Source organism: Neobacillus phoenicis (genome assembly GCF_047302305.1).
In the GTDB taxonomy this organism is placed as follows: domain Bacteria; phylum Bacillota; class Bacilli; order Bacillales; family Cytobacillaceae; genus Neobacillus.
In genome coordinates, this window is sequence record NZ_CP154847.1 from 244,826 (window position 1) to 257,864 (window position 13,039).

Sequence of the window (13,039 nt, forward strand, 5' to 3'; positions counted from 1 at the left end):
ATTTAATAATAACACTATTCAACCTTAATTCATAGACTAAATATAATTCTACTGTATTATAAGCCAATAAAAGATGCTTTTATGCACAAATTACCGCAATAACATAAATATGTTTGAATTTCTTTATTTAGGCCTGATAATTGTTCAACAAATCATTTTTTAAATCGACAATTTTTCCGCCCTTTTTATAAAGCCGAGGAACTCGATTAGCTATAATACAAGGTACTTCATAGTTGATCGTCTCGAGTTTTTGAGCTATTTCATTCACGGAAATGAATTGATCTTCTTGCTTTCCAATTAGAGTAACCGTGGTTCCAACCGGCACATATTTAGGGAGACGTATCATGCATTGATCCATACAAATTCTGCCAACTATTGGCGAACGTTCACCCGCTACCAGCACTTCCTGACCTTGTAGCTTACGAAGCCACCCGTCTGCATAACCAATAGGAATAGTCCCAATCCATTCTTCCTCTTCACTTTCATACGTAGCCCCGTAACTCACTTTATCACCTTTTGTCAGTTTTTTCACATGGACAAGCCGTGAATGTAAGGAAAAGGCTTCTTTAATCGGAAAAGGAATTTCTTTTTCCATTTCTAAAGACGGGGTCAGCCCGTACATCGCAATCCCTATGCGAACCGCATTAAAGTAAGCCTTTGGGAATCGTATAGCGGCGGCACTATTACTTGAATGCACGTATTTCGGACGCTCAGGCAAAGCCGCAATCATGGTTTCAAATAACTCCAGTTGCTGCTGAAAATAGCTTTGATCCAGTTCATCTGCTGTTGCAAAATGAGTATACGCGCCTTCTAGCATCAAGCGTTTTTCCTCACCGATGAGTCGATGAATAGTGTGTAGCTCCTCTACACTTCGGACACCAATTCTCCCCATCCCCGTATCTACTTTGATATGAAGTGCCACTGATTGATTGGTTGTAAGATGTTTCTTTGCTTCTTCTAGCCATTCCTTTTGAAAAACAGTAAGGGTAATTGAAAACTTTGCTGCCATATTAATATCTTCTGGCCTCGTCGCTCCTAAAACAAGAATAGGTGCGTCAATCCCTTTATTTCTCAAGGCGATCGCTTCATCCATGAAAGCAACTGCTAGAAAAGATGCACCGGCAGCCAAAGCTGTTTCTGCGATCTGTACATCTCCATGACCATAAGCATTCGCTTTTACTACTGCAATAATCGAAACCTGTTGAGGCAGATGTTTTTTAACGGAGGTGACATTCTCTGAGATACAATCTAGGTCTACTTCTGCCCAAGTATCTCGATAGAAATATCCTTGCTCTTCCATACTTCCACTTCCTAATTGAATTTCACACATTAAATTATTTTATCACAAAAAATAACAGACTGCTTTCTCAAGTTACTATATAACAACTTCTCCAAAAAGAAAAACAGACCCTTATTGGGCCTGTTTCACTGATACCTTATTTTACAGCATCACCCTGAACGGATTTTGCCACCTCGATCATTTCATCCTTCGTTAGGTTTTTCGATGCGATCATATAATCGACACCACCATGCGACCAAGAAATCGAATGATCTGTTACTGCTCCAATGGTGAGGCCTAAATCCACAATATCGCCTTCAACATAGGTTGGTGTTGTTGACGCTACCTTCGCAGTTACTTTCTCTTGTACAAGAGTATATGACTTTTTACCGTCATAAGTGAGGACCACTCGTTTTCCATCTTCAATCGCTACTTCTTTTTCGCCAATTAACTTGGTACCTTTTAGCTCTACGGTTGGATACTTCACGCTAAAGGATTTGTCGCCGCCATCTGCCATTGCCGGCAAGTTAAGCTGGGCACGTGTCATATTTTTCTTCATATCGAAATCGTCTTTATCAAAGCTCGCATTAAATTTAACCTTCGAAAACTCGACAGTCACAAGAGCGTTTCGATCTGGATCCATTACCTTTACAACAGCAGGTGATAGGTCACTCTTATTTAGTTTAATTTCCTGGATTGGAAGCATACTATTATTTTGATAACGAGTTTTTGTTTCAAACACATAAAAGTCTTTAGTAGAGGAGAACTTGGCCTCTTTGTCCGCAACAATATCCTTAATTAGTGATTCATATAAGTATGCCTGGCTACTGTTTTGCGGCCAATCACTTTGGAAACGGAAACTTTTATTTAGGGCAGGTGTAAGAACAAATACCCCTTGGTTATTTCTTAAAATCATTTGACTTTGATCTTTTTCAGCATTCTTTAAATTGACGCGATAGAAAGTAGGATCCTTATGCCAGATTTCCACGTTATAGACTTGTGAATCTGCCCCCATTTTCAATGTCATTTTCGCGTTCACTTTGTAGCTCGATAAATCTCCTAATTTACCATTTAACTCTTTCACCACGTCATCTTGTGATTTAGAGCCACAGGCAGCTAGTAAAAAGATGACCATCAGTCCTGTCATGAGCAGCACTAACTTTTTCTTCATTCCTTCAACCCCTTCTTGTCTCATTTCATATGATTATAGAGAAGAGAAAGGCAGGGATCAGGCAGAGGATTCAAAACAAATTCTCTTTTTAAAAAGAGGTTTGTTTTCCAAAATGACCATAGCTGACCTTGTCTCTCCTATTTCCCTATGAATATATGAGACAACCTTAGGGTTTATGATAACGAAGTTGCCAAGCTGTCTATTTTTTGTTCAATTTGATAAGTCTGTTGATTTCCATTCCAGCCGCTTCGCTTTCCGCGGGCGTGCCGCGGAGCCTCCTCGCACTTCGCTCCTGCGGAGTCTCCCCTGCCCCGTACTCCCGCAGGAGTCTTCGCGCCTTCCAATTCAACTATGACTTTAATAAAGCAACTTTTAAAAATTATCTTTCTCATTCTCTTCAATCACCACTTGTGCCACTGCGTAGTCTCTGCTGTGTGAAATTGATAGGAGCGCCTGGACGTTTGGTTTTACTATATGTGGTTTTCCGAGTTGATCGCTGATAATTTCAATATCTAGAAAAGATAGGTCTTTTCCAATACCGGTTCCTGTTGCTTTTGAAAATGCCTCTTTGGCTGCGAATCTCCCTGCTAGAAACTCTACCTTACGCCTTTCTGATAGGGTTTCGAATGCATCCCTTTCACGAGCGGTTAATATTCGATCAATTAGCTTCGTTTGTCTATTCAAAATGTCCTGAACCCTTGATAGTTCAATAATATCAATTCCAATTCCTTTAATCATCGTGCATCAATCCTTCTATTTATAATGTCATCGGCATAATAGTGTACAAGACAGAAAATAAGGTTATCATGATAGTGAGAGGAGGGTGTTCATGTTTACAAGGACTGAAAACGTACGTGATTTTATTCGTTTCTATCCGGTTGTTTCAATAATCGTCAGCATTCACTTAGTATTATATCTTTTAACCATCTTACCAGTATTCCCAAACTATTGGTTCTTTGAAAATTTTTCTGGAGTCAATCTTTATATAATGGAAGGGGAATATTGGAGGCTTATTACACCGACCTTCATGCACAATGGTTTCTCACATATGCTATTTAATAGTTTTTCTTTGGTGCTATTCGGACCAGCACTGGAGCGGATGCTAGGTGGAGGAAGATTTTTATTTGTGTATCTTCTCTCCGGACTAATGGCCAACGTGGCCACACTACTTCTAGAGCCGTTAACGTATACGCATGTTGGCTCAAGTGGAGCAATTTTTGGACTCTTCGGCTACTATATTGCCGTCATTATTTTCCGAAAAAATATGATGACCAAACAAAACTCACAAATTATCATCACTCTGAGTGTAGTCAGTTTAATTATGACCTTTCTTCAGCCAAATATTAATATTACCGCTCATCTTTTCGGCTTTCTAGGCGGCTTTTTATTAGGTGCCATTCCTTATTATAATAAAAAAGATCTTTCTACTTCTATTAAAGGTACAGCCAGTTGGGCAAACAGCAGAAAGAAAAACCTGTCCTTTCAATCCCCTGTGAAGGTTTTGGTATGGGCAGTCATCATTATTGTTGCCGTTCTTGGATTTTGGAGCCAGAAATAACAGGGCTGGACGTTTTATAGGTGGAAAACGAGTTTATTTATTCGGATGAAGGACAAAACTCTGCTTCATTTCTATAAAATTGTCCTTCATCCCGCTCATGAAGGACAAAGCTTTGCTTCTTTCCTGTAAAATTGTCCTTCATCCCGTTCATGAAGGACAAAACTTTGCTTCTTTCCTGTAAAATTGTCCTTCATCCCGTTCATGAAGGACAAAACTCTGCTTCATTTCTATAAAATTGTCCTTCATCCCGCTCATGAAGGACAAAACATTGCTTCTTTCCTATAAAATTGTCCTTCATCCCGTTCATGAAGGACAAAACTTTGCTTCTTTCCTGTAAAATTGTCCTTCATCCCGTTCATGAAGGACAAAACTTTGCTTCTTTCCTATAAAATTGTCCTTCATCCCGTTCATGAAGGACAAAACTTTGCTTCTTTCCTGTTAAATTGTCCTTCATCCCGTTCATGAAGGACAAAACTCTGCTTCATTTCTATAAAATTGTCCTTCATCCCGCTCATGAAGGACAAAACATTGCTTCTTTCCTGTAAAATTGTCCTTCATCCCGTTCATGAAGGACAAAACTTTGCTTCTTTCCTATAAAATTGTCCTTCATCCCGTTCATGAAGGACAAAACTTTGCTTCACCCCAGTAAAATTGTCCTTCATCTCGCACATAAAGGACAAAATCCTGCCCCGTCCCCATACAATAGTCCTTCATTCCATTTTCTCAGGTCTATTCCATCTGAAAACTAGACTGATCGAGCCACTTTAAACCCTCATACCCCTTTAAATCCTTCACCAATTGAAAAAGTGCAGCGTCTTTTTGTTTGGCTTCTATCATGCAATGAATTTCCGGAACTGTTCCTTTTATTTCTTTTAAAAACTCCATGAACATTTCAGGGTTAACATGGTCGGCATGTGCGCGAAAATCCTTTTCGGAACGGGGACTAGAAATATGCATTTTCACCGGTAACGGCGAATGTGACCATGTGCTAATAATCCGCTCCCAATCTGATACCCAATCCAAATCATCATAATTAGCTAAATGGTGATGATAATCAAACACCATCGGAATCCCTAATTTTTCACAGAGATATAACGTTTCCTTTGTGGTGAAGGTGGTATCATCATTTTCAAGCATAATCATTTTTTGGATAGATGGTTTAATGTATCCCCAGTTATGAATAAACTGTTCAAGTGCTTTTTCCTTGTCATCGTACCCGCCGCCAACATGCAGAACACACCGGTGTTCGGTATCGATGGTCATTCCTTTCAGCATAGCCTGATGCATCATCAGTGTCTTAAGGGAATTTTTCAAGATTTCTTTATCAGGTGTATTTAAGACAACAAAATGGTCAGGATGGAAATCAATTCTTATCGATTTTTCTTTACTGTAACTCCCCAGCTCCTGAAGTGGCTCGCTCAACGGTTCCAAATAGTCCCAATCAAGCAACTCTTCATGATTGGCTAGGGGAATCAGACGTGAACTTAATCTAAAAAAGTGAATATCGTTAGCCGCATTATGCTTTAATAACCGCAAGCAATTTTCTATGTTTGAGATCGCAATTCTTTCTAGTTTCCGAATGGCGGCCTCTCGGTCTTTAATCCGGCTGAATTGCGCAAAGGTCATCGTTTGAGAGGGGGAAGCATTGGCTACCTCTACGCTCATTGCCACATAGCCAAGACGAACAATTGTCATACCATCACTCCATCGTAAGGGTTTTTATTAGTATTCCCTTATTGGACATAGAAAAAAGCATGAACATAAAGTCCATGCTTCTTGTCTATGATTTAACGTTCTTGAAACGATCTTGGCTTTGATGATTTACCACCAGTTCTTTTTTCACCGCTTCTTGGTTTTACCGGTGCTTTTTTTCTGTTGCGATCGCCACCACCATAAGATCCTCTAGAATCATCTCTTCTTTTACGGTCACGATCATTGTACGACTTTCTTTCTCTTTTTTGTGGAAGCTGTTCTTCTGTCAGCTTAACCGGTGTCGTATCAGGTTCTTTTGTAAGCATCTTAAGGACAGCAGCGATAACTGTTTCTGCATCATTTTCTTCAAGCAACTCTTGTGCAGCTGCTTTATAGTAATGCAAGTTATTGGATTCAATCGTTTGAACGATTTTTTCAACAACAGCTTTTTGTTGACCCTCTAATGCTTCATCAAGCGTAGGAGCCTTCATTTTATCCATCTTACGTTTTGTTGTTTTTTCAACTACTGCAAGATAAGATTTTTCACGCGGAGTAATGAAGGTCATAGCCATACCTGTTTTACCAGCACGACCTGTACGGCCAATACGGTGAACATAGCTTTCTGGATCTTGCGGGATATCAAAGTTGTATACATGAGTAACACCAGAGATATCAAGACCCCTTGCAGCTACGTCTGTTGCTACAAGGACATCAATTGTTCCTTCTTTAAATTTACGAAGAACAGATAGACGTTTTGCCTGGCTTAAGTCACCATGAATACCTTCTGCTGTATATCCTCTTAACGTTAATGCTTCTGATAACTCATCCACACGGCGTTTTGTACGACCAAATACAATGGCTAATTCTGGTGATTGAATATCAAGAAGTCTTGTTAACACATCGAATTTATTTCTCTCTTGAACTTCAAGATAGTATTGCTCGATGGAAGGAACAGTCATTTCTTTTGTTTTCACACGCACGATTTGCGGGTTCTTCATGAACTTTTCTGCCATTCTTTGAATGGGTCCTGGCATTGTTGCAGAGAAAAGCAATGTTTGGCGCTCTTCTGGAGTTGCAGCAAGAATGGATTCAATATCTTCAATGAATCCCATGTTTAGCATTTCATCTGCTTCATCAAGAATCACAGTATTTACTGTATCTAAGCGCATTGTTTTTCTGTTAATATGATCTAACACACGTCCAGGGGTACCAACAATGATATGAGGGGCTTTCTTGAGAGATCGGATCTGACGGCTAATATCCTGACCTCCGTAAATAGGTAGGACACGAACTCTTTTACCCGATCCAATTTTATAAAGCTCTTCTGAAACTTGAATCGCTAACTCACGAGTTGGTGCAATGATAATCCCTTGAATAGCATCCATTTTTGTATCAATTTTTTCCACCAATGGAATTCCAAATGCAGCTGTTTTACCGGTTCCTGTTTGAGCTTGACCGATCAAATCCTTGTTTTCTAAGCTCAATGGAATCGTTTCTGACTGGATTGGTGTTGCTTCCTCAAAACCCATTTTGAGAACAGCTTTTAAAGTGGCCTGGCTTAGACCTAAATCTTCAAACTTTGTCAATGTTTTCATTCTCCTTCATCTATTTGAAAATATTTATAGTACTGAATATTTTCGTCCGATACGCATCAAAATGCCGTAGTAATCAGGTAACATCTTTATTTTACCAAAAAAAAGACACTCTCCCAAGGAGTATGCCCTTTTTGCTCGTTCTTTAGACACGTTGATGATTATCATACCACTCTTACTAGTATTTTGCAATAAAGACGAGTTGTTTACTATTTCCAACTAGTCTTACCGCACCATCAAAAAGTCTAACACTTGATTAAACAGGGCTTCACGTTCTTCACAATGGCAGATATGATGTTTCGATTGCTTAATATAGGTAAGTTTTTTTTGTTTCGCGCCTATGGTTTGGTACAAATATTCAGCACTTTTGAGCGGCACAATCCCGTCACACTCCCCCTGTGCAATCAGCGTGGGGACTTTCACTTGGTTTAAAAGTGGCTTGATGAATGAAACAAGTTTGCGGAATTGCAGAGTAGCCGCTAAAGGTGTCTCTGTTATTTTTCTTTTATAGCGGTGAAATAATTCATTCTCTTTTAAGTTTCCTTTGAAAGCGTCAATAAGGGTCAGCTTGATATCAGAAACCAGCTGCCTTGGATTAATATAATAGGCAGCTGCGCTGAGGAGGATTAACTTGTTAACAGGATAATTGGCAGCAAGATAACTGGCGATCATTCCGCCCATTGAAAAACCGACCACATATACCTCATCACAGGTTTCGATGAGTTTTTTGAGCTCTGTTTCTGCATGGGTAAGCCACTCCTGGTAATGGACTCCTTTTAATGAACCTGTTTCACCATGTCCTGGTAGCGTGGGAACACGAAAGTCCCAATCCGTATGTTCTTGTAAAAATTCAACTAAGGGTTCTACCTCGTAGGGAGCACCAGTAAAACCATGAATACATAAACAGCCAATCATCCAGTTTCACCTGCCAAACACTCGAAATTTTTCTGTTCCTTATTTTTGTAACGCTGTGACGATTTCCTCCATCTTCATCCCACGTGATGCCTTTACAAGGATTAACGTCTGCTCATTCACATGCTTTTTTAATTCCTCGATGAGTTCTGCTTTATTACGGAAAGCAAGTACACGTTGATCTCCTAAAACTGTCCTTGCTCCTTTGGCAATGTGTTCTCCTAGAGGACCAAAAGTAAAGAGAAGATCTGTTTTTTCAGCATCCAAGCCTTCACCAATTTGCAAGTGGTATTGCTCTTCTTGTGGCCCAAGCTCAAGCATATCACCAAGAACAAGGATTTTTCGATCATACCCTTGAAGATTTGACACTAGTTCGATTGCCGCCATCATGGAAGTAGGACTCGCATTATAAGCATCATTAATGATTTTTTCCCCACGTTTGCCTTCGACCAGCTCCATACGCATATTCGTTAGTTTAATTCCTGATAAGCCAGCCTTCATTTTTTCATATGGAATGGAAAAATAGTGGGCAACGTGCATAGCTGCTAATGCATTTAAAATATTATGAGTGCCTAACACTGGTAGTTCAAAGCTTTCCGAAGAGACATTCATTTTAAAACGGTTCCCTTGTGCCATTTGGGTAATTTCTGTAGGGTACAAGTCGTTTGTTTCACTTCGGCCAAAGGTTTTCACTTGAACATTGCCTTTATATTTCTTAATCCGCTCCATTAAAAGCGGCTCATCTCCATGAAGAACAGCAAGTCCACCATCCTGAAGTCCTTGTAGAATTTCTAATTTTGCTTCAGCTATCCCTTCACGAGAACCAAGATCCAAAAGATGGGATTCACCAATATTCGTGATTACAACCGCATCAGGACATGCAAGCTTGGTGAGGAATTCAATTTCACCTCTTCCGCTCATCCCCATTTCAAGTACAGCTACTTCTGTATCCTCATGCAGGCCTAACACCGTTAATGGCAAACCAATATGGTTGTTATAATTTCCTTCTGTTTTTTGTACTTTATATTGGGTCGATAATAGACTTGTTGTCATATCCTTAGTCGTTGTTTTCCCGTTACTCCCAGTGATGCCCACCACTTTAACAGGTAACTGCTTTCGGTAATTCCGGGCCAATTCCTGGAGTGCAGTGAGACAGTCGTCTACAATAAGAATAGGCAGGTTTTCCGGTGGATTGGGAACATCCTTCTGCCAAAGAGCAGCTGCTGCACCTTTTTCAATCGATTCCACAACATACTTATGCCCATCTACACGTTCACCTTTAAAGGGGACAAATAAATTTCCTTCCCCTATTTTTCGAGAATCAATCGTCACACCGTTGATCACAACATCTGAGAATGCACTGCTATCATTTATTGCTGAAACCATCTCCGAAACCTGTTTTAAAGACCGCTTGATCATGTAATACCCCTCCTCCATCAATAATTAAACAGAAACGGACACGGCACTATAGCCGTGTCTCCGTTGTCTTTTCTTCGATACTAGAATGTATATTTTATGTTTTGTTTTTCTGTATGTCTTTCGATTGCCAGTTGAACAAGACGCTCAATTAATTGCGGATACTCAAGTCCTGTATGCTTCCATAAAAGCGGGAACATGCTAAACGGAGTAAAGCCAGGCATCGTGTTCACTTCATTGATTAATAATTTACCCTCTTTTGTTAAAAAGAAATCAGCACGAACTAGTCCGGAGCAATCCAACGCTTTAAAAGCTTGAACCGCCATTTCTTTTAACTCAAGGTATTCATCTTCTGTAATATCAGCAGGGATAATTAATGCGGTATCCCCATCTTCATATTTCGCTTTGTAATCATAAAAATCCTTTTTCGGAACAATTTCACCAGCAACAGAGCATTCTGGGTCATCATTTCCTAATACAGCAATCTCAATTTCACGGGCAATGACTCCCTCTTCAATAATGACTTTACGGTCAAATTGAAAAGCCTCCGCAAAAGCTACAGCTAATTCCGTACGATTGGTACACTTGCTAATCCCAACACTTGAGCCTAGATTCGCCGGCTTGACAAAACACGGATAACCTAGTTCTGCTTCCACCTTGCTATAGGCTTCGTCTGCCCCTTTTTCCCATTCGCTTTTAATAAAAGCAACGTAGTTTACTTGTGCGAGGCCTGCTTGCGCAAAGACATTTTTCATCATTACTTTATCCATTCCCGCGGCTGAGGCCAGGACACCATTTCCTACATACGGTAAGTTTAATAATTCTAATAGTCCTTGAACAGTCCCGTCCTCACCATTCGGTCCATGTAGTAATGGAAAAATCACATCAAGCGGTGCAGCTGCCTGCGGTTCCGCTTGGAATAGCGCTGGTGCTAACGAAAGTGGGGATAATTGGTTTCCCTGTGAAAACGCAAGTGCTTGCACGTTCTCTACCGGCTCACTGAGTTGAGGCCCTTTAACCCATTGTCCCTCGACATTTATGTAAATAGGATGAATTTCAAATTTTTCAAGATCTAACGCTTTTATTACAGCAAGAGCTGTCTGTAAGGATACTTGATGCTCAGCGGATTTTCCTCCGTATAATAACCCTAGTTTTGTCTTCATACCAAAACCTCCATATTCTCTTTCACGGTTTTATTTTAACACTTTATTAAATAAGAAAGGAAATGTAGTCATCCTATTTAGTAATGTTTTTTTCTATTGATTATTGTATGTTTCCAATAGCTTGCTTAAAAACAATCTATTGGAAATTTGTCATTATTTCACGCCATTTGCACTTGTTTTTCCTGATATGATAATTTTAATAAACCATACGGGGGCGACACATATGATTACCGGTTCATTATTATCTATTTTATTATTAGGCTTTGTACTCGGAATCAAGCATGCCATTGAGCCTGACCATGTCATTGCAGTTTCCACTATTGTTAGTGAATCCAAAAATATTAAACGATCACTTTTTGCCGGCGTGTATTGGGGAATTGGGCATACCGCCACGTTGTTTATAGTGGGTATGTTCTTACTTCTGGCGAAAAATACGATCAACAATACGGTTGCCATGAACCTCGAGTTTCTCGTTGGTATCATGCTGGTTACCTTAGGTTTTAACAGTCTATTATCCCTCATTACACATCGACACCATCATACATATACACTATCTGAACACAACAAAAAAACACGCTCAAATGTAAAGTCTTTTTTTATTGGACTTGTTCATGGTCTCGCCGGGAGTGCGGCCATGGTTCTTTTAACGATGAGTACGGTATCAACAGCTTGGCAAGGCGCCCTGTATATCCTTATATTTGGTGCAGGTACCGTTCTTGGCATGCTAAGCTTCTCTACCGTCATCGGGCTCCCTTTTATGCTAACCTCTGGTAAGCAAGTGAATCGCTACTTAAACAACATAACGGGAGTTATCAGCATTTTGTTCGGACTTTACTATATGTATAACTTAGGTGTGAACGAAGGATTGTTTTCCATTTGGTTTTAAGAAAAGCGCAAGCGCCTTGATCAGCCCCGACAGGCAAATGTTCTTCGGCAAGAAAAGTCCGCCTTTTGACTTTTATTGCCGAAGAACATTTGACCCGAGGGGCTAGGCGCTGGAGCTGGACAATTCTCGAAGTCGAATTTTATGATCGTTAAAAGTATAGGCTGACTCACAAGGAGTCAGCCCTCTATATTACATTTAATTTCCATTCTTTTGTCTTTTTATCAAAGATCAACTTGGCATGGTATGGTTTATTAGATAGATTTTCATATTCCTCATACATGTCATCCATATTCGCGAAATCACCAATCACCCAGATTGGAATTTCCAAACGCCCGCGTTGATGATCGGCATCCCGTAAAGAAATACAGATTCCTTCCTTAATGAACGGCGTTAATGAGAGCAGAATTTCTTTATTCACTGGTGGATAGATTCGTTTTTTTCGAATACCAAGAATGGACTTTTCCAGCTTCAGCTCGCCTACCTTGTGAGCAACCACTTCACTTAGTAAATGGAAAAAATCCTTAAAGCTTCGGTAATAAATTTTGTTGAACCAGCCATCATCATGCGCTAAATAAACAAAACGATTCCCCAGCTTATTATAAAAAGGTAGCTTTAAATGTTGTTTTTGATGGCCAAGATACAATAATTCAGCCAACTCCTGCCCTGATAATTCATTTAAGACCTCTTCTTCAATAAAATCAATCCAACAAAAGTCCCCATAACTGTATACATCTTCGCCAGCTAATTTATTTATTCTATCTTCCGGACAATATTCGAGTAGTGTATGCATATTAAAATCAGCATCATCAAAACGGTGCTTTAATAAAAGCAGATGATTTAATGAGCCTGAAAAAGCAGCAGCAAATTCATCGAATTCAATACCGTAGGACATAACATACTGGTCTGTTTGGTTTAAATGGACATAGATGAGATCCCGTATGTCTTGATGATGCTTCTTCAAAGCCAAACTCCTCCGATCAAACACATGTAATTTATGTCTTAAAGAAAATTGCCAAACCTTTTTTTCATACTTACTTATTTTATCAAATAATAGGTCAAATAGCTTATTTCAATTCTTTTACAAATAATATTTTTGAATAACACCTATTTTGCTTTTTTACACATACTAGTAATAGCACTTCTTATTATTATTTCTGATTCCCTTCTATTTCATTGATTTATTTTTATTCTCTGTAAAATTGCCTGTTGATTTCCGCTCCAGGCGCTTTGCTTTCCGCGGGCGGTCGGGGAGCCTCCTCGTCGCTTCGCTCCTGCGGGGTCTCCCCTGACACGCTTTTCCCGCAGGAGTCTTCGCGTCTTCCGCTCCAATCAACAGAGCTCAAAAAAATCAATTCAACCAGCTTTAACAT

At 39.7% G+C, this 13,039-nt stretch carries 11 protein-coding genes; 2 read left to right on the top strand and 9 right to left on the bottom strand.

Annotated elements, in window-relative coordinates; genetic code table 11:
• Positions 1 to 127: 127 nt before the first annotated feature.
• The 3 genes from alr to acpS form a co-directional block, all read right to left on the bottom strand.
• The gene (alr, locus tag AA0X95_RS01190; RefSeq protein ID WP_413304489.1) at positions 128 to 1,300 is read right to left on the bottom strand and encodes an alanine racemase; all 1,173 of its coding nucleotides are present in this window, start codon (positions 1,298 to 1,300) and stop codon (positions 128 to 130) included.
• Between the two features lie 136 nt (positions 1,301 to 1,436).
• A complete protein-coding gene (locus AA0X95_RS01195; RefSeq protein ID WP_413304492.1) occupies positions 1,437 to 2,450 on the bottom strand; it encodes a LolA family protein in 1,014 nt (337 codons plus the stop codon).
• A 372-nt stretch (positions 2,451 to 2,822) separates the two neighbouring features.
• Positions 2,823 to 3,188, bottom strand: a complete 366-nt coding sequence (gene acpS, locus AA0X95_RS01200; protein WP_413304494.1) for a holo-ACP synthase — start codon at positions 3,186 to 3,188, stop codon at positions 2,823 to 2,825.
• A gap of 91 nt (positions 3,189 to 3,279) precedes the next feature.
• Between acpS and AA0X95_RS01205 the strand changes: the two genes are divergently transcribed.
• Positions 3,280 to 4,008: a rhomboid family intramembrane serine protease gene (locus AA0X95_RS01205; RefSeq protein ID WP_413304497.1), complete on the top strand. Its 729-nt coding sequence runs from the start codon at positions 3,280 to 3,282 to the stop codon at positions 4,006 to 4,008.
• Between the two features lie 729 nt (positions 4,009 to 4,737).
• Here AA0X95_RS01205 and uvsE read toward each other — a convergent pair.
• From uvsE to AA0X95_RS01230, 5 genes are all read right to left on the bottom strand, one after another.
• Entirely contained in the window at positions 4,738 to 5,703 is a 966-nt protein-coding gene (gene uvsE / locus AA0X95_RS01210) for a UV DNA damage repair endonuclease UvsE (protein ID WP_413304500.1), read from the bottom strand.
• A 92-nt stretch (positions 5,704 to 5,795) separates the two neighbouring features.
• Positions 5,796 to 7,295: a DEAD/DEAH box helicase gene (locus AA0X95_RS01215; RefSeq protein ID WP_413304503.1), complete on the bottom strand. Its 1,500-nt coding sequence runs from the start codon at positions 7,293 to 7,295 to the stop codon at positions 5,796 to 5,798.
• 222 nt (positions 7,296 to 7,517) lie between these two features.
• Positions 7,518 to 8,207, bottom strand: coding sequence for an alpha/beta hydrolase (locus AA0X95_RS01220; RefSeq protein WP_413304506.1), 690 nt, complete (start codon positions 8,205 to 8,207; stop codon positions 7,518 to 7,520).
• A 39-nt stretch (positions 8,208 to 8,246) separates the two neighbouring features.
• Positions 8,247 to 9,623: a UDP-N-acetylmuramoyl-tripeptide--D-alanyl-D-alanine ligase gene (locus AA0X95_RS01225; RefSeq protein ID WP_413304509.1), complete on the bottom strand. Its 1,377-nt coding sequence runs from the start codon at positions 9,621 to 9,623 to the stop codon at positions 8,247 to 8,249.
• 80 nt (positions 9,624 to 9,703) lie between these two features.
• Entirely contained in the window at positions 9,704 to 10,783 is a 1,080-nt protein-coding gene (locus AA0X95_RS01230; RefSeq protein WP_413304512.1) for a D-alanine--D-alanine ligase, read from the bottom strand.
• Positions 10,784 to 11,009: 226 nt separating this feature from the next.
• Between AA0X95_RS01230 and AA0X95_RS01235 the strand changes: the two genes are divergently transcribed.
• The gene (locus AA0X95_RS01235; protein WP_413309796.1) at positions 11,010 to 11,669 is read left to right on the top strand and encodes a sulfite exporter TauE/SafE family protein; all 660 of its coding nucleotides are present in this window, start codon (positions 11,010 to 11,012) and stop codon (positions 11,667 to 11,669) included.
• Positions 11,670 to 11,853: 184 nt separating this feature from the next.
• Here the strand turns inward: AA0X95_RS01235 and AA0X95_RS01240 are convergent, their stop codons facing one another.
• The gene (locus AA0X95_RS01240; protein ID WP_413304515.1) at positions 11,854 to 12,630 is read right to left on the bottom strand and encodes a hypothetical protein; all 777 of its coding nucleotides are present in this window, start codon (positions 12,628 to 12,630) and stop codon (positions 11,854 to 11,856) included.
• Positions 12,631 to 13,039 lie beyond the last annotated feature (409 nt).